The following is a 22833-nucleotide window of genomic DNA, read 5'->3' on the forward strand; positions in this document are numbered from 1 at the left end:
CGCCGTCCCCGAGGAGCCCCCGATGCCAGCCGCAGCCCGTACCGGCGACCCCACCAACCACGGTGGCCGGCTCGCCACGCCGCCGCCCGGCGCCGCCGCGGCGGTGGCCACGGTGCTGATCGGCGGCCGGCCCGCCGCCGTCGTGGGCAGCCTGCACGTGTGCGTGGTCCCGCCGCACGCCGCCCTCGGCCCGGCCAACGTGATCGTCCCCAACCCGGCCGCCCTCACCGCGGGAACGGTACTCATCGGCGGACTGCCCGCCGCCCGGGCCCGCGACCAGACCGCATGCGGCGCGCAGGTCCTCACCGGCGCCCTGAACGTCCTGATCGGAGGCGTGTGATGAGCGAACGGTTCATCGGCCGCGGCTGGGCGTTCCCGCTGCGCGTCGGACCGACCGGCGGGATCGCCATGGTCGAACGCGAACGCGAGCTGGAAGAGGCCATCCGCCTCGTCCTGGGCACGGCGCCCGGGGAGCGGCCCATGCGGCCCGAGTTCGGCTGCGGCATCCACGAATACGTCTTCGCCCCCGGCGACGGCGACACCGCCGGCCGGGTCGCCCAGCAGGTCCGCGAGGCACTGGAACGCTGGGAGCCCAGGATCACCGTCGACGACGTCGTCGTGGCCTTCGACGCCGTCGACGCGGGCACCCTCTACATCGATGTGCACTACACCGTGCGCACCACCAACGACCGGCGCAACCTGGTCTTCCCCTTCTACACGATCCCCTCCGAGGAGGGGGCCGAGGAAATGGTCGCGGACTGATGGCCCTGCCCTCCCCCAACCTGGACGACCGACGGTTCCAGCAACTCGTCGACGAGGCGAAGCGGTACGTGCAGCAGCGCGCGCCGGAGTGGACCGACCACAACGTCTCCGACCCGGGCGTCACCCTCATCGAGACGTTCGCCTACCTCGTCGACCAGCTCCTGTACCGGCTCAACCGGGTCCCGGACAAGAACTACCTGGCCTTCCTCGACCTGTTGGGCATCCAGCTCTACCCGCCGTCGGCCGCCTGCGCAGACGTCGACTTCTGGCTGTCCGCCCCCCAGCCCGACACCGTCACCCTGCCGGCGGGCACCGAGGTGACGACCGAGGTCGCGACCGCGGCCGGCGACACCGAGGAAGCCGTCGTCTTCGCCACCACCGACGACCTGCGGATCCTGCCCAGCGAACTGACGAGGCTGGTCACAGCGCCCCGTGCCGGCGAACCCGCCGACCGCACCGGCGCGCTCACCGAAGGCCGCGACATACCGTGCTTCCAGGCGACACCCGAACCCGGCGACGCCCTGCTCTTCGGCCTCCCGACGGCCGTGCCGCGCTGCGTCGTCGCGGTACGCCTGGACAGCCGCGTCGAGGGTGTCGGCGTCGACCCGCGCCAGCCCCCGCTGGTGTGGGAGGCCTGGGACGGCGGCCGCTGGCAGCGCTGCGCCACCGACTCCGACAGCACCGGCGGCCTCAACCGGCCCGGTGAGATCATCGTGTACGTACCCGCCGGGCACACCGCGTCCGTGATCGGCGGGACCCGCGCCGGCTGGCTGCGCTGCCGGGTCACCGAGCCCGAGCCCGGCCAGCCCTTCTACTCCGAGTCCCCCACCGTCCGCGAAGCCGCCGTCTTCACCGTCGGCGGCACCATGACCGTGGAACACGCCGAGCGCGTCAGCGACGTACCGCTCGGCGCGTCGGAGGGCGTGGCCGGGCAGAGCTTCCGCCTCGGCCGCCCGCCCGTACTCCTCGACGGGGAACCCCCGGTGGTGGAGGTCTCCTCCCCCGAGGGCTGGCAGCGCTGGGACGTCGTCGAGCACTTCGGCCGCTCCGGGCCCGACGACCGGCACGTCCGCGTCGACGCCACCACCGGCGAGTTCGCCTTCCCGCCGGTGCTGCGCGAGGCCGACGGCACCCTGCGCGCCTGCGGCGCCGTACCGCCCAAGGGCTCCCAGATCCGCGTGGCCCGCTACCGCACGGGCGGCGGCCCGGCCGGCAACGTCTCGCGCGGCGCGATCTCCGTACTGCGCAGCTCCGTCCCGTACGTCGCCCGCGTCACCAACCGGGAAGCGGCACGCGGCGGTGTCGCCGGGGAGACCATCGACAACGCCAAGCTGCGCGCCCCGGAGGCCCTGCGCATGCAGGAACGCGCCGTGACCGCCGAGGACTACGAGATCATCGCCCGCCGGGCGGCGCCCTCCGTGCGCCGCGTCCGCTGCCTGCCGGCCCCGGACGGCGGACGCGGCGCCGGCTCGGTACGGGTCCTGGTGGTGCCGGACGCCGTCGCCGACGAGGGCGACCGGCTCCGCTTCGAGCAGCTGATCCCCTCCGACCAGGTCCTCACCGCGATCACCGACACCCTCGACGAACGGCGCCTGATCGGCACCAGCCTCGTCGTGGAACCACCCGTCTACCAGGGCGTCACCGTCGTCGCCCGGCTGTCGGCACCCGCCGCGGACGCCGACCGGGTGCGCGACGCGGCGCTCGCCGCGCTGTACCGGCACCTCAACCCGCTGCACGGCGGGCCCGACGGCACCGGCTGGCCGTTCGGCCGGCCCGTGCAGTACGGCGAGGTGTTCGGCGTACTGCAACGCGCCATCGGGGACGTCCTGGTGGAGGAGATCCGCATGTTCGCCGCCGACCCGATCACGGGACGGCGCGGCGCCCCCGTCGACCGCATCGACATCGGCGCGGGCACGCTCGTCTTCTCCTACCAGCACCAGGTGGTCGTCACCGAGCCCGAGTCGGGGACGGGGGTGCACGGATGAGCCGGGCCGCCGTACCCGGCCTTCCCAGCCGGCACCCGATCGGCGGGCAACTGCCCGCGCTGTACGCCGACGACGACTTCGCCCAGCGGTTCACGGCCGGCCTGGACACCGTCCTGGCCCCGGTGTTCACCACCCTCGACAACCTGCCCTCGTACTTCGACCCCCGGCTTGCCCCGGCCGACTTCCTGGCCTGGCTGGCCTCCTGGGTGGGCGGCGCCGACGACCCCGAGTGGCCGACCGCACTGCGGCGCGAGGCGGTGGCCCGCGCGGTGGAACTGCACCGGTGGCGCGGCACCCGGCGCGGCCTGGTCGAAGCCCTGTGCCTGGTACTCGGCGTGTCCGCCGACGTCAGCGGGGACGGCACGGCCGTCTGGTCCCGCACGGCAGGCGGCGAACCGTCCCCGGCGCCGGCCGGCGAGGTCCTCGTACGGGTGTGGCCGCGCGGCCGGGGCGCCGCGTACGAGGTGGACGCGGACCGGGTCCGCGCCCTCGTCCGCACCCTGTGCCCCGTCCACACGGCCTGCCGGGTGGAGATCCTGCCCGGGCCGCCCGCGGCCGAAGGGAGCTGACGGCATGCGTACGTGTCCCGCATGCGGGGCGTCCACCGCCCCGACGGACGACTTCTGCACCAACTGCGGCGCCTACCTCAACTGGTCGTCCTCCGCCCGCCCCACCCCCCGTACCGGAGGCACGCCCCAGGGCGGCCCGCCCGACGACGAGACGGGCCAGGACGGCCCGGCCCGGGAGACCACCCCTTGGTGGGCCACAACACGCCAGGAGGACACGTCCCAGGGAGGCCCGCCGGGCGGGGCCCTGCCCCAGGAGGGGGACGCCCGGGAGGCCCCCCGGAGCGGCACGGCCCAGGGCGGCACACGCCCCGGTGGGACCCGGGAAGGCACGCCCCGCGGTGCCGCCCGTGAGGCCGGCACGGCCCAGGACGGGACGGCTGGAGAGGACACGCGCCCGGGCGGCACGTCCCGGCCGGGCGCAGCCCCGCAGGCGGTCCCGCAAGGGGCCGCCCACGGTGGACGGGACGGGGAGGCCACCCTCCAGGGCGAGACGGCCCGGAGCGGGCGGCCGCCCCAGCACGGCACGGCGGGAGAGGACACCCGGCCGGGCGCAGCCCCGCGGGGGGCCGCCGCCCACGGTGGACGGGACGAGGAGGCCACCCGGGACGGCACCCTTCAGGGTGGCACGCCCCCGGGGGCCGCCCCTGGCGCGGGCACTCCGCGACAGGGCACGGCCGAGGAGGCAACCCGCCAGCACGACCGCGACGGCACGGCTGCGGAGACCACCGCCGGAAGCGGGACGCCTCGCAGCGGGACCCAGGGGGATGGGCGGGTCCACGGGGCCGCCCCTCGGGGCACAGCGCCGCAGGAGGGCACGGCCGGGAACGGCTCGCCCACCGGTGGCACGGCCCACGGCGGTCGGACGCAGGCAGGCACCCCCCAGGACGGTCCGTCCCAAGGCGGCGCACCTCGTGGAGGCGGAGCCCAGGAGGGCAGCCCCCAGGGCGGCGCGCCCCGCGGGGACACGGCCCGAGAGGACACCTCTCAGGTCGGCACGGCCGGGAGCGGACGGACCCAGGACGGGTCGGCTCGGGAAGACGCCCGGCGGGCGGACACCCCCCAGGGCACCCCCCAGGTCGACATGGGCGTCGTCGGTGAGCGGGACCAAACGCGGAGTACCCCTCAAAGCGGCACGGCCCGAGAGGACACCTCTCAGGTCGGAACGCCCCGGGCCGACACACCCCGACAGGGCACGGCCCAGGACGCCACCGCCCGAGGCGGCAGGGGCCCGGAAGGTATCGGCTCACCGGCCGCCGTCGGGGCCGAGGCAACCGCGGAAGCGGGGTCCGAGCCGTCCGCGCGCGCCGGGGCGCAGTCCGCGCCCCGCGTGGAGCGGTGGCTGTCCTGGCTGCGCAGGAGGCCCGCCCCGGCCTCGGCTGCCATCGCGCCCGCCGGCGCCGGCGCCGAGTCCGATCCGGCCGCGGCCACAGCCGCGGCCGCCGGCCACGACGCCGGGTGCGGCCGGTCCGCGGCCGCAGGGGCGGAGCCCCGTCCGGGCGCGCCGTCCGGCGCCGCGGCGGGATCCTCGCCCGCGCCCGTGGCCCCGGCACGCCCGGCGGCGCCGGCACCCCGCCCGCCCGCCACCCCAGCGGTGGCGTCCCCAGCTCCCGTGCTGCCCGCCAGGGCCGTCGCGCCGCGCCCCGTCGTACGTCCCCTCCCCGCCGGCGACGACGTCACCGGCGCACCGTGCCCGGCCTGCGGCACGCCCAATCCGCCCGACCGCCGCTTCTGCCGCCGCTGCGCCACACCCCTGACGCCCACCACCGTCGCGGCCCCCCTGCCGTGGTGGCGGACCGTCTGGCCGTTCCGCCGCCGCACCCGGGCCGGCTCCGGCCGCCTGGTCCGCTTCCTGGTGGTCCTGGGCGTCGTACTGGCCCTCTGCGCGGCCGGCTTCCTGCTGCTGCCGGCCGGACGCCACCTCGTGGAGGACACCCGGGACAAGCTCGGCAAGGCCAAGGCGGTGACCCCGACCCGCGTCCGGGCGAGCGCCGAACTCCCCGGACACCCCGTCGCCCACACCACGGACGGCCTCAGCAACCGCTACTGGGGCGCGCCCGCCCCCGGCGCCTCCGTGACGTACGCCTTCGGCAAGCCGTTCCGCCTCGTCGCCGTGATCGTCACCAACGGCGCCTCATCCGCACCCGAGGAGTACGCGAAGCAGGGACGCGCGCTGCGCATCGACATGGAGGTGACGGACCGGGACGGCGCGACGGTCCACAAGAAGCTCGTCCTCAGCGACAAGCCCGGCCCGCAGACCTTCCCCCTCGGCATCAGCCACGCCACCACGGTCCGGCTGACTCTGGAGGAACCGGCCGGCTCGGCTGCGGACCGCCATCTCGCCGTCGCGGAGGTGGAGTTCTTCCAGCGCGGCTGACTACACGCCCGTACGGAGGGTCTCGGCGGGCAGGATGCGGGCGGCCGCCAGGGCCGGGTACAGCCCTGCGGCCAGACCCACCACGAGGCCCACCAGCGGCCCCGCCGACGTGAGAGCGGGGTCGAGGACCACCAGCCAGTCCTTGGCCAGGCAGGTCACGGCGGTGATCTGGATGCCCAGCACCGTGCCGACGACGCCGCCCGCGAGCCCGACCAGACCGCTCTCGATGCAGAACTGCCCGGCCACCGCCCGCCGGGAGGCGCCCAGGGCACGGCGCAGGCCGATCTCCGACCGCCGTTCCAGTACGGACACGTAGGCGGTGTTGCTGACACCGAGCGCCCCCACGCCGAGGGAAACGGCGGCAAGTCCCAGGAACAGGGCCCGGGTCTGCGACTCGACGCCCTGGCGCAGGGACCGGGGGTCCGGCGGGACCAGCGCGACGAGTTTGTCCGGGGCGCCCGGCGCCAGGGCGAAGGGGGCCTCGGCACCGACCTGGTCGGCGGCGCCCAGATCCGTACGGATGATCATTTCCGCGGAGGCGAAGCCCAGCCCGGCCGGGTCCTGCAGGGCGGCCCAGTAGGGGACGACCACGGATCCGGTGAGGTTCGTGTCGCCGGAGGGGGCGCGGAAGACCCCGAGCACGCTGAACGCGACGCCGTTGACGTGGATCACGGAGTTGCCGGCGCCGCCGTCGACGGTCAGCCGGGACGCGGCGGCCGTGTCGATCAGGGCCACCCGCTCCCGCCGCGCGTCGTGCCCGGTGTCGAACCACCGGCCCTGTGTGAGTTCTGCCGACATGGCCGCCAGTGCGTCGGGCTGCGCTGCAAGGACCGTGCCCTCGGGCAGATCGTTCGACGTGCCCGACAGCCGTGAGACCACCGGCTGTTCACCGGCCTTGCTGACGAGACCCGCGGTGCGGACGCCGTTGAGGCCGCGTACCCGCTGGGTGTCGCCGCCGTCCGGCCGTGGCCGGATCCCGGCGACGGGTTCCGACGGGTACTTGACCGTCACCCGGGTCGCCTTGAGGGCGTCGAACTGGTCGGAGACGGCTCCGGCCGCACTGGCGGTGATGCCCAGCGTGGCGAGTGCCGCGGCCAGCCCTACGGAGATGCCCACCATCGTCAGCAGGGTGCGGAACCGGCGGCCGAACAGCGCGAGGAACGCCTGGACGAGCAGGTCCGCCGCCGACGTCCGGGGCGCCGCTGTCCCCTCCGCGGACGGCCCACGCGTCCCACGGCTGCCCGACCGCCTCCCGCGGCTAGGAAACACGGCCGTCCACCACCTTGAAGACGCGGTCGGCGCGGGCCGCCACGTCGGGTTCGTGCGTGACCACGACGACGGCCCGGTCCTGCGCCACCAGTCCGGTCAGCAGGTCCATGACGCGGGCCGAGTTCGCGGTGTCCAGGTTGCCGGTCGGCTCGTCGCACAATACGACGGCGGGCCGGTGGACGATCGCCCGCGCGACCGCGACCCGCTGCCGCTCCCCGCCGGACAACGTGGTCGGTCTGACGTCCAGCCGGTGCCCCAGGCCAACGGATTCCAGGGCCGCCACGGCTTGCGGCCGCCGCAGGGCACGGGGCACGCCGAGGTGGACGAGCGGGAGGGCCACGTTCTGCACGCAGGTCAGGTGCGGGACCAGGTGGAAGGCCTGGAAGACGAAGCCGAGCGTCGAGGCCCGCTGGGCGGTGCGGGCCCGTTCGGACAGGTCGGTGGTGTCCCTGCCCTCCAGCAGGTACCGGCCGCGGGTGGGGACGTCGAGCAGCCCGAGCACGCTCAGCAGCGTGGACTTCCCCGAGCCGGAGGGACCGACGATCGCGGCGAGCCGGCCGGGCCGGATGTCGAGCGTGACGTCGGTCAGCGCGTGCACGGGCGGCGGCCCCGGGTAGGTCTTCGCGATGCCGGCCATCTCGATGACGGGGGCCGGTTCAGCCATCCCTGCCCCCTTCGGAGCTGTCCGCCGCCTTTCCTCGGCGCACGAGGACGACGGTCTGGCCGGCGCCGAGGTTCGCGTCGAGCGCGTTGACCGCGGTGAGGCCCTCATGGGTGAACAGCACCTCGACGGGGACGTTGCGCTCCTTGCCGTTCTCGGTGACGGTGACCGTGGACGCGCCGCCGAGGTCGGTCCAGACGGCTGACACCGGAACGGTCAGCGCGCCCTTGGGGCTGCGCCGCAGTTCGACGCTGATCTGCTGGACCGCCCCTTCTTCCGCCTCCGAGCCGCCGGGGACGAACAGCGCCTCGTGCTGACCCGCGCCACCGCCACCACCTCCGCCGCCACCGCCGTTGCCGGTTCCCGCGCCCGCGGTAGCGGCGGCGGACGTGCTCCCGCCGTCCTGCCCGCCGGTCTTCGCGTTGCCCTGCTGGTCGCCGCCCTTGGCGTCGGAGGACCCGGCGAGGGAGCCCAGGCTGCCCTCCCGGCCCGCGTAGGGGCCCGTGCCGAAGCGGATGACCGCGTCGTTCGGCAGGTCCCGCAACCGGGTGCGCTGGTCCGCGGTGAGGGGCGCCCGCACCTGACGGCCCCCGCTGCCGAGGACGACGAGCGGCTTGTCGGCCGCGTCACCCACCGCCGCGGTGACCTGCACCACCGTGGCGGGAAGGGCGCTGACGAACGCCACTTCCGCGGCCGGCAGCACCTCCCCGGGCTTGGCGGGTCCGGAGGCGGGCGGCACGTCGGGGCCGCGGGTGGGCACCCCGGGTGCGGCACCGTTCGTACCGGGCGCCGCGCCCGTGCCGCCGTCGGTCTCCGCGCCGCCGCCGCGGGGGGCGGTGCCGGACGGGGCGCCCCCGCCGCCACTCGCACCTGCGCCACTCGCACCTCCGCCGCCCCGGCTCGGGCCCTGCCCCTGCCCGGACGGCGCCTCGTACCCGGCCGCCGCGTACAGCTTGCGCACCGCGTCGACGGTGGCCTGTCCGTACGTGCCGTTCACCGCCGTCCCGTACAACGGCGCGAGTGCGCGCTGCAGTTGCTGGACGTCCGGGCCCTTGTCGCCGGCCTTCAGGTCCCGGTACGCGGGGAAGCGTCCCGGCAGGAGGAGGACCGGCCTGCCCGACACCTCGGCCACGGCCGCGCCGGCCTTGAGGCTCTTGCCCGCGGTCGCGGGCAGGGCCGTCACGACCGCGCGGCTGGTGCCCTGCGGCTGGACGCCGGTGATGGGCGTCCGGGAGGCCGTCTCGACCTTCCCGGTCAGTTCCAGCTTCTCCACGAGCTGCTGGTCGGAGACCTTCCCCGTGATCTGGGAGGGCGGAGGCGCCGCGGCGTTCGAGGCACGCTGCTCGGGTGTTCTGGCCTGGGATGCGATCCACCAGACGGATCCGGAACTCCCGAACAGCACGACGACGGCGGCGGCGGTGGCCAGGCCCCTCCTGGACCTGTGCCGGGCCCGCCCGCCGGACGGCTCGCTCACCTGGGACTCCGCGGTGCGTTCGAGGCTCATCACGGTGTTACGACGTCTCTCGCAGTAGTTCCTGTGCCCTGCCCTTGGCTTTAGTGACGAGTTCCAGCCAGGCGGTGATCTCCCCTTCGTGCTTCACCAGCGAATCGGCGGACGCCTTGCTCTTGGCCTCCCGCGCTTTCGTGTTGAGCCCGACCTTCGTACCGCATTCGGCATCGGTGGTGGCCTGCTTGATCTCGGCACGTTGCGCATTGTCGAGCGCGGCGGTGTCCCCGTCCTGGACATTCGCATAATACGAAAGCGCCGCCTCCCTGGCCTTTTCGGGAGTCGAAATCTCCGGATATCCGCCGGACTTCATGCAGGAGGCCCATTCCGACAACGCCTTCTGGTACGCGTCGTCGTCGGCGAGGATGTGCGCGCTGTTCTGCTTCACGGTGTTGTACACCGTCCAGTTGAGGCGCAGGTATTCCTTCACGTCCCCGTACACGGCCTTGAGGGTTTCGCCGCGGCAGCCCCGCGACGGCACCATCACCTTGCCGCCTCCGAAGTCGAACTCGACACCGCCCTCGGGCTTGTCGACATAGCCGTCCATGGCCATGCTGTGGGCCCGCTTGACGTCCTCGGGCAGCGCGTCGAAGTCGTCGCCGTTCTCGCGGGCCTTCTGGTTGTCCGACCGGCGCGGGTCCGCGCCGTAGCCCACGGTGCGCGCCGTCTCGGGCGACGGGGTGAGGTCTTCGCTGCGCTTCCTGCCGTTGTCGCTGTCGGCACCGTCGGACGGGAAGACCTTGAAGCCCTGGTCGTTCATGCACTTGCGGATCAGCTTGGTCTCGGCCTCACGCTCCTGCTCCAGCGCCTCGTTGGCACTGTCGAGCGCGGTCTGCGCCCTGCGGGCCGCCTCCATGTCCTTGGGGGACTCCTCCGAGCAGGCGGAGGCGGAGCCCGTCAACACCGCCGCCACCGCGATCGCCGTCACAACCCGACTGCGCTTGTTCAATGTCCGTGCCCTCCGGAAGGTGCGGCCGGGCCGCCTCCGCCCTGCGGGGGCGGCCCGGCCTCCGAGCGATGGTCAGCAGCCGGAGCCGTCGTTCAGCGTGTTGCTCGCACCATCGTCGTTGGCGTCCCAGTAGTAGTTCACGGAACCGCCGGGAACGAGACAGACCTCGACGCCCCACGACATCCAGCGACCACCGTAGGTCTTGGACGACTGGCCGCGCCGGTTCCACCATGAGCTGTCGGCCTCGTACACGGCCGGCATGTCGATGTCCCAGCGGGCGGACTCGTACTTCGTCCGGTACATCGAGTTGTTGGTGGAGTAGTCCCGGTCCTTGTAGATGCAGAAATTGCCGTCGTAGCAGGTACGGTCCACGGCCGATGCGGACGGCGCCGCGGCGACGACGCCGACGACGGCCGCCATCGCGATGAATCCGGCCGAAATCCTCTTACTGAACACTCGTTACTCCCCCTCGTCGGGTGGTGACTGATGCAGTGAGAGGGCAGGGCAGCCGAAGCCCTTCCCCCCGGTCGGCTGAGAGTCAGACTAAGCCACGCCGTTCGGAAGCAAAAGGTCAATTCGCTTTGCAAGAGGGACCGCTGGCGTTTGGAATTGATCATTCAGTGTCTGAAATCCAGCCGGCCCGCCCTCCATTTCGGCGCACCGCCCACGTTTCGATCAAGGACCCGGCGCAGGTCAGCCACGCCCGGATAGAGGCGGAACTCCACGGACGCGCGCTGTCCGGATCCCCGGCACCCGGGCGGGGTGCGAAGACGCGACAAAAATCTCGCGATCCGTAGGGTGGGCCGATGGAGACACACGTACGACTGGAGCCGTGGTCCGAGGCCGATTTCCGGCTGCTGCAACGCTCGAACGAACCGGCCATGACGCAGCACCTCGGCGGCCCCGAGCCGGACGGGAAGCTCCATGACCGCCAGCGGCGCTACGAGGCCCTGAGCGCGCGGGAGCCCGCCGCCGGGCGGATGTTCCGCGTGGTTCTGGAAACCGGCGAGAGCGCCGGATCCACCGGCTTCTGGGAACGCCAGTGGCGGGGCGAGCCGGTCTACGAGGCCGGCTGGGGCATCCTGCCCGAGTTCCAGGGCCGCGGACTGGCCGTCGCCGCCCTCACACAACTCCTGGCGTACGTACGGGCCCACGGCTCCCGCGACAGCGTCCACGCCTTCCCCGGCACGGACCACCCCGCCTCCAACGCCGTCTGCCGGCGCGCCGGGTTCGAATGCCTCGGCGAGGTCGACTTCGAGTACCCGCCCGGCGTCCCCCACCCGAGCCTCGACTGGCGCTACCGGGTGGGGCCGCCGCGCACGGTCACGCCGTCAGGATGATCCGGCCGCGCACGCCCGGCGTCGCGAGCCGGTCGTGCGCCTTCGCCGCCTCCGCGAGGGGGAAGACGTCCGAGACCCGCAGGGTGAGCGCGCCCGCGTCGACGAGCGACACCAGACGGGCCAGCAACTCCCCGTCCGCGGCCACCTCCTGCTCCTCGACCCGGATGCCGCGCTCCGCCGCCGGGGCGTGGTTCGGGATCAGGCCGACGTACACCCCGCCGTCGCGGACGCGGGCCAGCGCGGCCCCACCCAGGACGGCCGCGTCCAGCACCCCGTCAACCGGCCCGGCCGGAGCCCCGCCGCGCGGGACGAAGGCGGCCGCGCCCAGCGACCGTACGAGATCCTCGTCCTGCGGGCCCGCCAGGGCCGTCACCACCAGGCCGGCCCGCGCGGCGAGCTGCACCGCCAGGCCGCCGACCACGCCCGCGGCACCGGTGACCAGCACCGAGGAGCCGGGCGCCATCCCCAGCTGGTCCACGGCGCGGGCGGCGGTCAGGCCTGCCAGCGGCAGCGCCGCCGCGGCCAGGACGTCCACCGCGGCCGGCGCGGCGGCCACGGCGCCGGCGTCGAGCACCACGTACTCGGCGTGCGTGCCCAGCGGCTTCACCGCGCCGTAGTGCAGGCCCACCACCCGGTCCCCGCGGCTCCAGCCGGTCACCTCGGGACCGATCTCGTCGATCTCCCCGGCGACGTCCCAGCCGAGGCCGAGCCGCTGCCCGGCGCCGCCGAAGACCCCGGCGCGCACCGCGCCGTCCACCGGATTGAGCCCGGCGGCCGCGACCCGGATCCGCACCTGGCCCGGCGCCGGACGCGGCACCGGCACCTGCGCCGACTCGACCCGCTCCGGGCCGCCGAAACCGGTCACCACGGCCGCCAGCATCGTCTGCTCGCCCATCGTTCTCCCCGTTCTGCGTTCTGTGTCCTCACAGTCGGCGCTTTCCGCGCCGTTCCTGACGACCACTAACCTAGGGAGAGGTACTCTCTTTCCGTAAGTACGCACTTGGAGGTGCGTACCGCACCTGGAAGTGGGGACCCCATGGCCACCAGCACCGCCGCGGCCCGCCGCGAGGAAGCCCGTTCCGCCTACGACGCCTTCGTCAAGGAGTGCCCCACCGGCCAGCTCCTGGCCCGGATCAGCGACAAGTGGGTCGGCCTCGTCGTCAGCGCCCTCGGCGAGGCCGACGACCGCTCCATGCGCTACAGCGACCTGGGCCGCAAGATCCCCGGCGTCAGCCAGAAGATGCTCACCCAGACGCTGCGCTCCCTCGAACGCGACGGCCTCGTCACCCGCCGCGTCACCCCCACCGTCCCCGTCCGCGTCGACTACCGGCTCACGGACCTCGGCAGCAGCCTCGGCTGCCTGCTCTCCTCCGTGAAGATCTGGGCCGAGAACCACTTCGACGAGGTCAGCGCCCACCGCGACACCTACGACCGAGCCGCCGCGGCCTCCTGAAATCAGGCGCGACCACCCACCACGGGGTGGCATGCTGACAGGGTGAACGGACCCGGCATTCAGCTCACCCTCGCCCCCGAACTGCGCCTCTTCGCCCCGCCCAGCCGGCGCACGGACCGCGTACCGACCGCCACCGACGGCGCCTCCAGCCTCGGCCACGTCGTCGAATCCGCCGGGGTCCCGCTCACCGAAGTCGGCCGCCTCCTCGTCGACGGCCACGAGGTGCCCGTCTCCTACGTGCCCCAAGACGGCCAGAACGTCGAGGTGTTCGGAGTCGAACGCCCCCAGCACGTCCCCGGCGCCCCCCTCCGCTTCCTCCTCGACGTCCACCTCGGCACGCTCGCCCGCCGCCTGCGCCTCCTCGGCGTCGACGCCGCCTACGAGAACGAGGACATCGGCGACCCCGCCCTCGCCACCCGCTCCGCCGCCGAGCAGCGCGTCCTGCTCTCCCGCGACCGCGGGCTGCTCCGCCGCCGCGAGATCTTCGCCGGCGCGTACGTCTACAGCGACAACCCCGACGAGCAACTGCGCGACGTCCTCGGCCGCTTCGCTCCCGCCCTCGCCCCGTGGACCCGCTGCACCGCCTGCAACGGGCCGCTCCACGAGGCCGACAAGGAGAGCGTCGGCGACCGCCTGCAACACGGCACGCACCGCTCCTACGACGTCTTCGCCCAGTGCACCGAATGCGAACGCGTCTACTGGCGCGGCGCCCACCACGCCCGCCTGGAGCGCATCGTCGACGAGGCACTCGTCGAATTCGGCACCGCCTGACGAGGCCGGGCCCCGGGCCGCGAACCCCGGGGCCGAGAACCCCGGGCAGGAAACCCCGCGCCCGGGAACCCCGGGGCCCTCGGGCCACTTCGGCTAGAAGGCGTACGCGTCACCCGTGTCCAGGGCCAGCACCACGTGATCGTCGTTGGCGTGGTTGCGGTCCGTGGCACCGCCGTTCCACCACGTGTCCACCCGCACCACCACCTCCGGCACCGGCTCACGCAGCTCCAGCGCCAGCCCCACGTGGCGGCCCCGCCCGTGCAACGGCAGCGGCCCCGTCTCGCACACCACCTCGCGCAGACCCGCCCGCGCACAGCCCTCCGCCAGCTGCTGCCGGTCCGCCAGGTCGGCCGACAGCCGCACCCGCAACGTCGCGTTCGGCAGCGCGGCCGGCCCGTCGTTCTCCGGAACCAGCCACACCCTCAGCTGCGACCCCGACAGGGCCACCCGGCCGTGGTAGGACACGTCGGCCTCCGGCCCGGCCCCCACCGGCGCCCACGCCGACGCCTGCGCCGGCCCGGGCACACCAGCCCCGAACGCCAGCAACCCCGCCACCACCACACTCCGTACGGCGACACGGCGCACCGCCACCACCTCCTCGCGTCTCGCGCGGAGGCTAGCCCCCACCACCCCCCGGCCGGTCGGACCATCACACGAATGAGGGCGCGCCCACCCCCATCCGCCGTACCTGCCTTCGAACCCGTGCCGATCGCCCGCGCCTATGCTGGCGGGGAACGCCCGTACGAACGACCGAGGAGCACGCACATGAGCACGGCCGCCACCCGAACCGCCGTAGTCACCGGCGCGAGCAGCGGTATCGGCGCGGCCACCGCCCGGCAGCTCGCCACGGCCGGCTACCACGTCGTCCTCACCGCCCGCCGCAAGGACCGCATCGAGGCCCTCGCCGCAGAGCTCACCGAGGCCGGCCACTCCGCGACCGCCCACGCCCTCGACGTCACCGACCGCGCCGCTGTCGACACCCTCGCCGCGTCCCTCGACCGCTGCGACGTCCTCGTCAACAACGCCGGCGGCGCCATCGGTGCCGAACCCGTCGCCACCGGCGACCCCGCCGACTGGCGCACCATGTACGAGGTCAACGTCATCGGCACGCTCAACGTCACCCAGGCACTGCTCCCCGCCCTTACCGCCTCCGGCGACGGCACCGTCGTGGTCCTCTCCTCCACCGCCGGCCACGCCACGTACGAGGGCGGCGCCGGCTACGTCGCCGCCAAGAACGGCGCCCGCGTCCTCGCCGAGACCCTCCGCCTGGAGATCGTCGGCCAGCCCGTACGCGTCATCGAGATCGCCCCCGGCATGGTCAAGACCGACGAGTTCGCGAAGACCCGCTTCCGCGGCGACACCGAGAAGGCGGAGAAGGTCTACGCGGGCGTCGCCGAACCCCTCACCGCCGACGACGTCGCCGACACCATCACATGGGCAGTGACCCGCCCCAGCCACGTCAACATCGACCTCCTGGTGGTCCGCCCCCGCGCCCAGGCCTCCAACACCAAGGTCCACCGCGACCTCTAGTGCGTATCCCAGGGCCGCAGCGATACGCGTTGCGGCATGCGGTGCACGCCTCGTGGACGTCCACTGGCCCCGCTTCCGCGGGGCCGTCTGCTGTTCGTCGAGGGCTACCGGCCACCGGCACTCCGACGGATGCACTTCGAGGAGTACGCCGACCGGCTGCGCACCAGCAACCCTGAGTGGCAGACCGAGCAGATCCGCTCGCCGACGAGCCGATACGTGCCCCCGCCCGACACCCCCGGCAGCAGGAACAGCGAGACGGGCACCGCCGCTCCAGCAGGATCCGAGCGGCCTCGGGATCGCGGTTCCAGCCGTCGTCGACGGTGACGAAGACGACCTTCTCCGAGGTCGGCACATGCGCGACGACCACACGGGTCCTCCGCATGCCGCACCCCCCTGCCAGACCAGCCGTTCGGTCAACCTCCGCCCGACGGGAGGGCGTTGGTGCATCGCCGCCCAGAGGCCCGTATGGGTGAATGCGAGCGGTATGTCGGCAGGCGCGGCTACGATCCGAAAGCGTGAGCCCCCAGAGGGAGGAAGCCATGGCCGTGATGCAGCACGAGACCACGATCGCCGAGACCGCCGATCGACTCTCCAAGGAGCTTCCCGGACACCGAGTGGAGATTCTCCAGGGGAGGCTCACCGTGACACCACCCGCCGACGGGGCACACTCGGAGACACTCACGTGGCTCATCGAGGAGTTCGCGGCGGCCGGAGCCAGAAAGGCGGGCCTGAAGTACCTCCAGACCATCGGCATCGCACTGCCGACCGGGCCGGACGACTTCGCCATCCCCGACTTCGCTCTGGTCGAAGCGGACTACAAGCGCACCCGAACGGCCCACGACTGCTACTCTCCCGACGCCTTCCGCCTGATCGTCGAGGTCACTTCCTCGAACTGGTCGGACGACATCGGCATCAAGGTAGAGAGCTACGCGAGGGCCGGCGTCCCCGTCTACGTCATCGCCGACCGCCACCACGACGAGGTGGTCCTCCACACGGACCCCCGCAACGGCGCCTACCACCTCCGCAAGACCTTCAAGCGGGGCGCCTCCGTCCCGCTCCCCGAAGACCTCGGAGTCTCCGTGGAGCTCTCGGTGGACCTCCTCCTCGACGGGGACCAGGACTGAAACATGCGGAGGGGCCCGGGCCGGTCTTCACCGGTCCGGGCCCCTCCACTCCCCCGACGATCGCGCCCGGCCTCAGCCCTTGACGCAGATGACCTGCTTGAGTTTGGCCACGACCTGGACGAGGTCCGTCTGCTGGTCGATGACCTGCTCGATCGACTTGTACGCACCCGGGATCTCGTCCACGACACCCGAGTCCTTGCGGCACTCGACACCCTTGGTCTGCTCCGCCAGGTCGCGCGCCGAGAACTTCTTCTTCGCCGCCGTCCGGCTCATCTTCCGGCCCGCACCGTGCGAGGCCGAGTTGAAAGACTTCTCGTTGCCGAGGCCCTTCACGATGTACGAGCCCGTGCCCATGGAGCCGGGGATGATCCCGTAGTCACCGCTGCCGGCGCGGATCGCGCCCTTGCGGGTGACCAGCAGGTCCATGCCGTCGTACCGCTCCTCCGCCACGTAGTTGTGGTGGCAGCTGATCTCGCGGTCGAAGGAGACCTTCGCCTTCCGGAACTCCTTGCGGACGACCTCCTTGAAGAGGCTCATCATCGCCGCCCGGTTGAACTTCGCGTACTCCTGCGCCCAGAAGAGGTCGTTGCGGTACGCCTCCATCTCCGGGGTGGCCGCGAGGAAGACCGCCAGGTCCCGGTCGACGAGGTTCTGGTTGTGCGCGAGGCCCCGGGCCACGCCGATGTGGTGCGCGGCCAGCTCATTACCGATGTTCCGGGAGCCGGAGTGCAGCATCAGCCAGACCGAACCTGACTCATCGAGACAGAACTCGATGAAGTGGTTGCCGCTTCCGAGCGTTCCGATCTGCTTCGTGGCACGCTCCTGACGGAATTTGACCGCATCGGTGAGGTAGTCGAACCGCTTCCACAGGTCCTCGTACCCCTCCACCGAGAAGCCGTACAGCCGCGACGGATCCACCGCCTCCTTGTGGAGGCCCATGCCCACCGGGATCGCCTGCTCGATCTTGGAGCGGAGCTTGGAGAGGTCCCCCGGGAGGTCGTTGGCCGTCAGGGACGTCTTCACCGCCGACATGCCGCAGCCGATGTCCACGCCCACCGCCGCCGGGCAGACCGCGTCCTTCATGGCGATCACCGAGCCGACCGTGGCCCCCTTGCCGTAATGGACGTCCGGCATGACGGCCAGGCCCTTGATCCACGGAAGGGTGGCGACGTTGTGGAGCTGCTGCATCGCGCCGGCCTCGACCGACGCCGGGTCGGTCCACATCCGGATCGGGACCTGTGCGCCCGGTACCTCTACATACGACATAAGGAATCAATCCCCCGAAACCAACAGAAAGGTGAGAATGCGCAAAAGCCTCGCTCTTGATCCCAAAGACGACAGGGGACCGGCGCCAGCACCAGCGTGTGCGATAGACATTGTGTCCAGCCGTGCCCAAGTCGCGGCAACGCATTTTCCTGACCGTCGGGGGGCCCGCCGGTCGAAGGGAGCCAGTGGACGTGCAGCGCAAGGCGGTACGGCGAGTCCTGCCCGGCATCGCGATGATCACCGCGCTCGCGGCCGGGACGGCCGGCCTGACCGGGTGCACCGGCGGGAGCGACAGGGCGGGCACCAGCGACTCGAAGGCCGGCGGTGGCGCCGCCGCACCCGCCCAGCCGGGGAAGTACCGCAGCCTGCCCGCGCCCTGCAGGGCGGCCGCCGACAGCAAGAAGCTCAAGGCCATGCTCCCCGAGCCGGACGGCCTCACCCCCGAACAGCTCGCCCAGCTCTACGCAGGCGTCGCCGACTCCTCCTACGACGGCGACCGGCACGTCGGCTGCCGCTGGACCGCGCAGACCACCGAGGAGACCCGGCTGCTGTCGGTCGGCTTCGAACGCGTCGTCTCCTACGACCGCGCCACCACCAGCGACGACGACAAGGCGAAGCAGGTGTACGTACGCCTGCTCACGGACGCCCACCTGCCCTTCCCCGGACCGGTCACGACCCCCGGCCCGGGCGCCACCAACCCGGCCAATCCCGGCAACCCGGCCAACCCGGCGGCCTCCACGCCCCCGCCCGCGAACGCCGCACCGCCCGCGAGCGGCTCACCGTCGGCCGGAGCACCGGCCGGAGCACCGGCCGCGGGAACCCCGGCCCCCGGCACGAGTCCGTCCCCGCAGCCCGAGCTCGGCTCACGCGTCCTGGAAGGGCTCGGCACCGAGGCCTTCCTGGACGACAAGCTGAGCCCCGCCGGGGCCACGGCCGCGCAGTCGCGCACCGTGCGGATTGTGTTCCGTACCTCGAATGTCATCGTCAAGGTCGAGTACAGCGTGCAGCCGGCCGTGCCCGGCACGGTCCCGTCGAGCACCGAAACCCAGGACAGAGCACGGCAGTTGGCGCTGGCGCTCGCCGAGCGCTTCAACGAGTGAGCGGTGCGCGCCCCGCCCCGGCGTGACGGCGCGCACAGCAGTCGGGCACCCGATCGGGCTACCGTTGACCGGGTCCCGCGTCCGAAGAAAACCCGAAGAAGACCGAAGAAGACCCCCAGAGCACTGAAGGAACCATGCACCGATCAGCCTCGCGCCTCACCCGCGTTCTCGCCTGCGCAGCCGTCCCGGTGATCCTCACCATGGCCGGGTGTTCCTCCGACTCGGGCAAGGAATCGGCCGCGAAGGGCGACAAGAAGTCCGGTTCGTCCGCTTCTTCGAAGCCCGGCGAGAAGTCGAAGAAGCCGGAGCTGGAGAAGGCGGCGTTCGCCGCGCTCCCGGACCCCTGCAAGGCGCTCCAGACGGCGACGATAGACACGCTCGTGCCGGAGGCGAAGGACAAGAACGGCACGGCGACCAAGTCGAACGACCTGGCCAGCCGCGCCAGCTGCTCCTGGAACGGTCTGGACGAGGACGGTCTGAAGGGCTCGCAGTACCGCTGGCTCTCGCTCTCCTTGTTCCGTACCGATTCGCACGCCTCGCTCGGCAACGCCAACAAGCGGGCCGAGGAGCAGTACGGCAAGCAGGTCGAGGCGGCGAAGGCCACCGAGGGCGCGCAGAACGTGAAGGCCGAGCCGGCCGAGGGCCTGGGCGACCAGGGCACGTCGGTCGTCTACTCGGTGAAGAAGGACGTCGACTTCTTCAACACCACGATCGTGGCGCGCACGCAGAACGTGGTGATCACGCTCGACTACAACGGCGCGGCCTACGAGGGCGCCGGCGCTCCGGACCAGGCGAAGCTGCTGCAGGACGCACTCGCCGCGGCGAAGGAGGCCGTGGCCTCGGTCGCGACCGCCAACAAGCCGGCGGAGCAGCCGCAGTCCCCCCAGCCCCAGTAGGAGCGTGGCGGGTCGGGGTCGGGGCCTCCTGGAGCGTTGACATCCAGTCACCCGTACGCTGTGCCTGCCGCTGCTCCGTAAAGGCGCGGTAAGCGCTCGGTCTGTGCTCGACAAGGGGAGGGGATCGCGGGTGGCCGCGATGCAGCTGACTCGTACGCACCGAATACTCATCGGTGTCGTCGTCGCCGGAGCCGTCGTCATCGCGGGCATCGGCTTCGCGGGCTCGTACGCCGCGGTGCGCGAGCTCGCGGAGAAGAAGGGCTTCGGCAGTTTCTCCCTGGTGTTCCCGATCGGCATCGACGCCGGCATCTGTGTCCTGCTCGCGCTGGACCTGCTGCTGACCTGGATGCGGATCCCCTTCCCGCTGCTGCGTCAGACGGCGTGGCTGCTGACGGCGGCGACGATCGCGTTCAACGGCGCCGCGTCGTGGCCGGATCCGCTCGGTGTCGGCATGCATGCCGTGATCCCGATCCTGTTCGTGGTGACGGTGGAGGCCGCCCGGCACGCCGTGGGCCGGATCGCGGACATCACGGCGGACCGGCACATGGAGGGCGTGCGCATCACGCGGTGGCTGTTGTCGCCGCTGCCCACGTTCAAGCTGTGGCGGCGGATGAAGCTGTGGGAGCTGCGCTCGTACGAGCAGGCGATCGGCATGGAGCAGGACCGGCTGATCTACCAGGCGCGGCTGCAGGCGCGGTACGGGCGTTTTTGGCGGCAGAAGGCGCCGGTGGAGGCGTTGATGCCGCTGAAGCTGGCGCGGATCGGTGTCCCGCTCTCGCAGACGGCGCCGGACGCGCTGGCGGCGACGGGGATCGACCCGGCGGTGCTGCCGCCGCTGGAGCAGCAGCTCACGGGTGCGGCTCCGGCGCTGGAGGCGTCGGCGGCGGACATGCCGCAGCCGAACGCGAACCAGGCACAGGCGCAGGCGCAGGCCCTGGTCCAGGCACAGCAGGCGGCGGTGTCCGGGGCGGCCGCCCCTGCCCCGCCGGCGTTCGCGGTGGATCCGACGGCGATGCCGGCGGCCCACAACAGCGCCTGGTTCGCCGCTCCGAAGGCGCCGCAGGCCGCGTACGAGGGCGGCTACAACCCGCAGTACGTGGAGGGTCTGGAGCCGACCCCGGTGCTGCCCCCGATGGGCCCGGACGAGCAGCAGATGCAGGTGCCCGTTCCCGGTCCCCGCTCCGAGGCGGACCCGGCCGCCGAGGCCGGAGCCGACGTCGACGGGGACGCGGAGAAGTTCGCGGAGGCGGCGTACGAGGTCTTCCGCACCCACCTGGTGGAGAGCGGCGAGATGCTGACCGCCGAGCAGCTCGACATACTGCTGGCCGACCGTTACGGGGTGGTCCACCCGCGCAGCGGCTCGCTGATCCGCAAGATCTTCCCGCAGCTGAAGCTGCGCTACCAGCGGGAGCTGGAGAACGAGCACATCGCGTAGCGCGACGCAGTACGCGCAAGGGCCCGCACCCCGAGGGGTGCGGGCCCTTGCGTATGTCCGGTCGCCGTGGCCGCCGTCGGCGGCGGGGCGTCAGACGGCGAGCAGCTTGCGCACGCGGTCCGCGCCGACCGCCAGGAGCAGCGTGGGCAGTCGCGGTCCGGTCTCGCGGGTGACGAGGAGCCGGTAGAGCAGTGCGAAGAAGGTGCGCTGGGCGACCTTGAGCTCGGGGGTGGGCTTGGCGTCGGGTTCGAGGCCGGCCATGACCTTGGGGACGCCGTAGACGAGGGTGGTGAGTCCGTCGAGCGACCAGTGGGAGTCGAGGCCGTCGAGGAGGAGGCGCAGGGACTCGCGGCCCTCGTCGTCCAGGGAGGACAGCAGCTCGGTGTCGGCTTCCTCGCGTACGAGGGTGCGCTGGTCGGCCGGGACCTGGGTGGTGATCCAGTTCTCGGCGCGGTCCAGGCGCGGCCGTACCTCGTCGAGGGAGGTGAGCGGCTGCGACGGGTCGAGGTCGGCCAGGATGCGCAGGGTCTGCTCGTCGTGGCCCGCGGTGATGTCGACGACCGAGGCGAGCGTGCGGTACGGGAGGGGGCGGGGGGTGCGGGGCAGCTCGCGCGAGGCGACCCGGACGGCGCGGCTGTGGGCGGCGGCGTCGGCGGGCAGCACGGAGCCGTCCGCCACCTTGCCCTCCAGCTTGTCCCACTCGTCGTAGAGGCGCTGGATCTCCTGGTCAAAGGCGATCTTGAAGGACTGGTTGGGCTTGCGGCGGGCGTAGAGCCAGCGCAGGAGCTGCGGCTCCATGATCTTCAGGGCGTCGCCGGGGGTGAAGACCCCGCCCTTGCTGGAGGACATCTTGGCCATGCCGCTGATGCCGACGAAGGCGTACATCGGGCCGATCGGCTGCTCGCCGCCGAAGATGTGGACGATCTGGCCGCCGACCTGGAAGGAGGAGCCGGGCGAGGAGTGGTCGACGCCGGAGGGCTCGAAGATCACGCCCTCGTAGGCCCAGCGCATCGGCCAGTCGACCTTCCAGACGAGCTTGCCGCGGTTGAACTCGCTGAGCTTGACCGTCTCGGTGAACTCGTCCTCGGTGCAGACGTAGGTCATCTCGGTGGTCTCGTCGTCGTACGAGGTGACCTTGGTGAAGTCCTTGCCGCACTGGCCGCAGTACGGCTTGTACGGGAAGTAGCCGCCCTCGCCGGCGCTGCCGTCGTCCTCGGCGGCGGCGCCGGAGCCCTCGGCGGCCTCCAGCTCGGCCTCGTCGACCGGCTTCTGCTGGGGCTTCTTGACGCCCGGCTTGACCTTGGTGCGGTACTGGGCGAGGACGGCGTCGATGTCGCCGCGGTGCTTCATCGCGTGCAGGATCTGCTCGCGGTAGACACCGGTGGTGTACTGCTCGGTCTGGCTGATGGGGTCGTACTCGACGCCGAGCTCGTCCAGCGACTCGGCCATGGCGGCCTTGAAGTGCTCGGCCCAGTTCGGGTACGCGGAGCCCTCGGGGGCGGGGACGGCGGTCAGCGGGCGCCCGATGTGCTGGGCGTGCGACTCCTCGGTGACGCCGGGGATGCCCTTGGGGACCTTTCGGAAGCGGTCGTAGTCGTCCCACGAGATGACGTGGCGGACCTCGTGGCCGCGGCGGCGGATCTCGTCGGCGACCAGGTGCGGGGTCATGACCTCGCGGAGGTTGCCCAGGTGGACCGGGCCGGAGGGGGAGAGACCGGACGCGACGACAACGGTTTTGCCCGGGGCTCGGCGCTCCGCCTCGGCGATGACCTCGTCCGCGAAACGGGAGACCCAGTCGGTCTCGGTGCTGCTCTGCGCGCTCTGAGCCACGACACGTCCTTC

At 72.6% G+C, this 22833-nt stretch carries 22 protein-coding genes; 13 read left to right on the plus strand and 9 right to left on the minus strand.

Going from position 1 to position 22833, the window contains the following annotated elements:
- The first annotated feature begins 22 nt into the window (after nucleotides 1-22).
- From ACZ3X1_RS16100 to ACZ3X1_RS16120, 5 genes are all read left to right on the plus strand, one after another.
- Entirely contained in the window at nucleotides 23-340 is a 318-nt protein-coding gene (locus tag ACZ3X1_RS16100) for a PAAR domain-containing protein (RefSeq protein ID WP_356814716.1), read from the plus strand.
- Nucleotides 340-762 (plus strand): GPW/gp25 family protein, encoded by a 423-nt coding sequence (locus ACZ3X1_RS16105; protein ID WP_356814717.1) that lies wholly within the window; start codon nucleotides 340-342, stop codon nucleotides 760-762. The genes ACZ3X1_RS16100 and ACZ3X1_RS16105 overlap by 1 nt, the downstream gene beginning before the upstream one ends.
- Nucleotides 762-2747 carry a putative baseplate assembly protein gene (locus ACZ3X1_RS16110; RefSeq protein ID WP_356814718.1) on the plus strand — a complete coding sequence of 662 codons (1986 nt, stop codon included), beginning with the start codon at nucleotides 762-764 and terminating at the stop codon, nucleotides 2745-2747. Before ACZ3X1_RS16105 ends, ACZ3X1_RS16110 begins: the two co-directional genes overlap by 1 nt.
- The gene (locus tag ACZ3X1_RS16115; protein ID WP_467280026.1) at nucleotides 2744-3316 is read left to right on the plus strand and encodes a phage tail protein; all 573 of its coding nucleotides are present in this window, start codon (nucleotides 2744-2746) and stop codon (nucleotides 3314-3316) included. The genes ACZ3X1_RS16110 and ACZ3X1_RS16115 overlap by 4 nt, the downstream gene beginning before the upstream one ends.
- 1609 nt (nucleotides 3317-4925) lie before the next feature.
- Nucleotides 4926-5690, plus strand: coding sequence for a zinc ribbon domain-containing protein (locus ACZ3X1_RS16120; RefSeq protein WP_467280027.1), 765 nt, complete (start codon nucleotides 4926-4928; stop codon nucleotides 5688-5690).
- On the opposite strand, the gene ACZ3X1_RS16125 is transcribed toward ACZ3X1_RS16120, so the two are convergent.
- From ACZ3X1_RS16125 to ACZ3X1_RS16145, 5 genes are all read right to left on the minus strand, one after another.
- Entirely contained in the window at nucleotides 5691-6809 is a 1119-nt protein-coding gene (locus tag ACZ3X1_RS16125) for an ABC transporter permease (RefSeq protein WP_467280028.1), read from the minus strand.
- A 139-nt stretch (nucleotides 6810-6948) separates the two neighbouring features.
- Nucleotides 6949-7623, minus strand: a complete 675-nt coding sequence (locus tag ACZ3X1_RS16130; RefSeq protein ID WP_356814722.1) for an ABC transporter ATP-binding protein — start codon at nucleotides 7621-7623, stop codon at nucleotides 6949-6951.
- The gene (locus ACZ3X1_RS16135) at nucleotides 7616-9124 is read right to left on the minus strand and encodes a peptidoglycan-binding domain-containing protein (RefSeq protein WP_467280029.1); all 1509 of its coding nucleotides are present in this window, start codon (nucleotides 9122-9124) and stop codon (nucleotides 7616-7618) included. The genes ACZ3X1_RS16130 and ACZ3X1_RS16135 overlap by 8 nt, the downstream gene beginning before the upstream one ends.
- A 7-nt stretch (nucleotides 9125-9131) precedes the next feature.
- Nucleotides 9132-10055: a hypothetical protein gene (locus ACZ3X1_RS16140; protein ID WP_467280030.1), complete on the minus strand. Its 924-nt coding sequence runs from the start codon at nucleotides 10053-10055 to the stop codon at nucleotides 9132-9134.
- A gap of 93 nt (nucleotides 10056-10148) precedes the next feature.
- On the minus strand, nucleotides 10149-10532 hold the full coding sequence (locus ACZ3X1_RS16145; protein WP_356814725.1) for a hypothetical protein: 384 nt from the start codon (nucleotides 10530-10532) through the stop codon (nucleotides 10149-10151).
- Between the two features lie 350 nt (nucleotides 10533-10882).
- Here ACZ3X1_RS16145 and ACZ3X1_RS16150 point away from each other — a divergent pair, with 350 nt between their 5' ends.
- On the plus strand, nucleotides 10883-11416 hold the full coding sequence (locus tag ACZ3X1_RS16150; RefSeq protein WP_467280031.1) for a GNAT family N-acetyltransferase: 534 nt from the start codon (nucleotides 10883-10885) through the stop codon (nucleotides 11414-11416).
- Here the strand turns inward: ACZ3X1_RS16150 and ACZ3X1_RS16155 are convergent.
- On the minus strand, nucleotides 11400-12296 hold the full coding sequence (locus ACZ3X1_RS16155) for an NADP-dependent oxidoreductase (RefSeq protein ID WP_467280056.1): 897 nt from the start codon (nucleotides 12294-12296) through the stop codon (nucleotides 11400-11402). The genes ACZ3X1_RS16150 and ACZ3X1_RS16155 overlap by 17 nt on opposite strands.
- A 156-nt stretch (nucleotides 12297-12452) precedes the next feature.
- Between ACZ3X1_RS16155 and ACZ3X1_RS16160 the strand changes: the two genes are divergently transcribed.
- Together ACZ3X1_RS16160 and ACZ3X1_RS16165 are read left to right on the plus strand one after the other, a co-directional pair.
- On the plus strand, nucleotides 12453-12869 hold the full coding sequence (locus ACZ3X1_RS16160) for a winged helix-turn-helix transcriptional regulator (RefSeq protein ID WP_356814727.1): 417 nt from the start codon (nucleotides 12453-12455) through the stop codon (nucleotides 12867-12869).
- A 42-nt stretch (nucleotides 12870-12911) separates the two neighbouring features.
- A complete protein-coding gene (locus ACZ3X1_RS16165) occupies nucleotides 12912-13640 on the plus strand; it encodes a Mut7-C RNAse domain-containing protein (RefSeq protein WP_356814728.1) in 729 nt (242 codons plus the stop codon).
- A 93-nt stretch (nucleotides 13641-13733) separates the two neighbouring features.
- On the opposite strand, the gene ACZ3X1_RS16170 is transcribed toward ACZ3X1_RS16165, so the two are convergent.
- Nucleotides 13734-14225: a hypothetical protein gene (locus ACZ3X1_RS16170; protein WP_356814729.1), complete on the minus strand. Its 492-nt coding sequence runs from the start codon at nucleotides 14223-14225 to the stop codon at nucleotides 13734-13736.
- Nucleotides 14226-14405: 180 nt separating this feature from the next.
- On the opposite strand from ACZ3X1_RS16170, the gene ACZ3X1_RS16175 reads away from it, so the two are divergent.
- Both ACZ3X1_RS16175 and ACZ3X1_RS16180 read left to right on the plus strand, forming a co-directional pair.
- The gene (locus ACZ3X1_RS16175; protein ID WP_467280032.1) at nucleotides 14406-15170 is read left to right on the plus strand and encodes an SDR family NAD(P)-dependent oxidoreductase; all 765 of its coding nucleotides are present in this window, start codon (nucleotides 14406-14408) and stop codon (nucleotides 15168-15170) included.
- Between the two features lie 515 nt (nucleotides 15171-15685).
- Nucleotides 15686-16294 (plus strand): Uma2 family endonuclease, encoded by a 609-nt coding sequence (locus ACZ3X1_RS16180; RefSeq protein ID WP_467280033.1) that lies wholly within the window; start codon nucleotides 15686-15688, stop codon nucleotides 16292-16294.
- 72 nt (nucleotides 16295-16366) lie between these two features.
- Here ACZ3X1_RS16180 and ACZ3X1_RS16185 read toward each other — a convergent pair whose 3' ends face one another.
- Nucleotides 16367-17560, minus strand: coding sequence for an RtcB family protein (locus ACZ3X1_RS16185; protein ID WP_356814732.1), 1194 nt, complete (start codon nucleotides 17558-17560; stop codon nucleotides 16367-16369).
- A gap of 191 nt (nucleotides 17561-17751) precedes the next feature.
- On the opposite strand from ACZ3X1_RS16185, the gene ACZ3X1_RS16190 reads away from it, so the two are divergent.
- From ACZ3X1_RS16190 to ACZ3X1_RS16200, 3 genes are all read left to right on the plus strand, one after another.
- Nucleotides 17752-18660 (plus strand): DUF3558 domain-containing protein, encoded by a 909-nt coding sequence (locus ACZ3X1_RS16190; protein WP_390075909.1) that lies wholly within the window; start codon nucleotides 17752-17754, stop codon nucleotides 18658-18660.
- A 134-nt stretch (nucleotides 18661-18794) separates the two neighbouring features.
- Entirely contained in the window at nucleotides 18795-19556 is a 762-nt protein-coding gene (locus tag ACZ3X1_RS16195; protein ID WP_356814734.1) for a DUF3558 domain-containing protein, read from the plus strand.
- A gap of 130 nt (nucleotides 19557-19686) precedes the next feature.
- The gene (locus ACZ3X1_RS16200; protein WP_356814735.1) at nucleotides 19687-20991 is read left to right on the plus strand and encodes a DUF2637 domain-containing protein; all 1305 of its coding nucleotides are present in this window, start codon (nucleotides 19687-19689) and stop codon (nucleotides 20989-20991) included.
- Nucleotides 20992-21081: 90 nt separating this feature from the next.
- Here the strand turns inward: ACZ3X1_RS16200 and lysS are convergent, their stop codons facing one another.
- Nucleotides 21082-22821 (minus strand): lysine--tRNA ligase, encoded by a 1740-nt coding sequence (gene lysS / locus ACZ3X1_RS16205; RefSeq protein ID WP_390075911.1) that lies wholly within the window; start codon nucleotides 22819-22821, stop codon nucleotides 21082-21084.
- Nucleotides 22822-22833 lie beyond the last annotated feature (12 nt).

Source organism: Streptomyces sp. NPDC023541, assembly GCF_055559995.1.

Bases quoted from the DNA above. Each gene is read 5' to 3' on its own strand.
- ACZ3X1_RS16130 (WP_356814722.1), bottom strand. From the start codon at position 7,623: ATGGCTGAACCGGCCCCCGTCATCGAGATGGCCGGCATCGCGAAGACC.
- ACZ3X1_RS16125 (WP_467280028.1), bottom strand. From the start codon at position 6,809: ATGGTGGGCATCTCCGTAGGGCTGGCCGCGGCACTCGCCACGCTGGGC.
- ACZ3X1_RS16110 (WP_356814718.1), top strand. From the start codon at position 762: ATGGCCCTGCCCTCCCCCAACCTGGACGACCGACGGTTCCAGCAACTC.
- ACZ3X1_RS16185 (WP_356814732.1), bottom strand. From the start codon at position 17,560: ATGTCGTATGTAGAGGTACCGGGCGCACAGGTCCCGATCCGGATGTGG.
- ACZ3X1_RS16115 (WP_467280026.1), top strand. From the start codon at position 2,744: ATGAGCCGGGCCGCCGTACCCGGCCTTCCCAGCCGGCACCCGATCGGC.
- ACZ3X1_RS16155 (WP_467280056.1), bottom strand. From the start codon at position 12,296: ATGCTGGCGGCCGTGGTGACCGGTTTCGGCGGCCCGGAGCGGGTCGAG.
- ACZ3X1_RS16195 (WP_356814734.1), top strand. From the start codon at position 18,795: ATGCACCGATCAGCCTCGCGCCTCACCCGCGTTCTCGCCTGCGCAGCC.
- ACZ3X1_RS16135 (WP_467280029.1), bottom strand. From the start codon at position 9,124: ATGAGCCTCGAACGCACCGCGGAGTCCCAGGTGAGCGAGCCGTCCGGC.
- ACZ3X1_RS16175 (WP_467280032.1), top strand. From the start codon at position 14,406: ATGAGCACGGCCGCCACCCGAACCGCCGTAGTCACCGGCGCGAGCAGC.
- ACZ3X1_RS16150 (WP_467280031.1), top strand. From the start codon at position 10,883: ATGGAGACACACGTACGACTGGAGCCGTGGTCCGAGGCCGATTTCCGG.
- ACZ3X1_RS16160 (WP_356814727.1), top strand. From the start codon at position 12,453: ATGGCCACCAGCACCGCCGCGGCCCGCCGCGAGGAAGCCCGTTCCGCC.
- ACZ3X1_RS16105 (WP_356814717.1), top strand. From the start codon at position 340: ATGAGCGAACGGTTCATCGGCCGCGGCTGGGCGTTCCCGCTGCGCGTC.
- ACZ3X1_RS16100 (WP_356814716.1), top strand. From the start codon at position 23: ATGCCAGCCGCAGCCCGTACCGGCGACCCCACCAACCACGGTGGCCGG.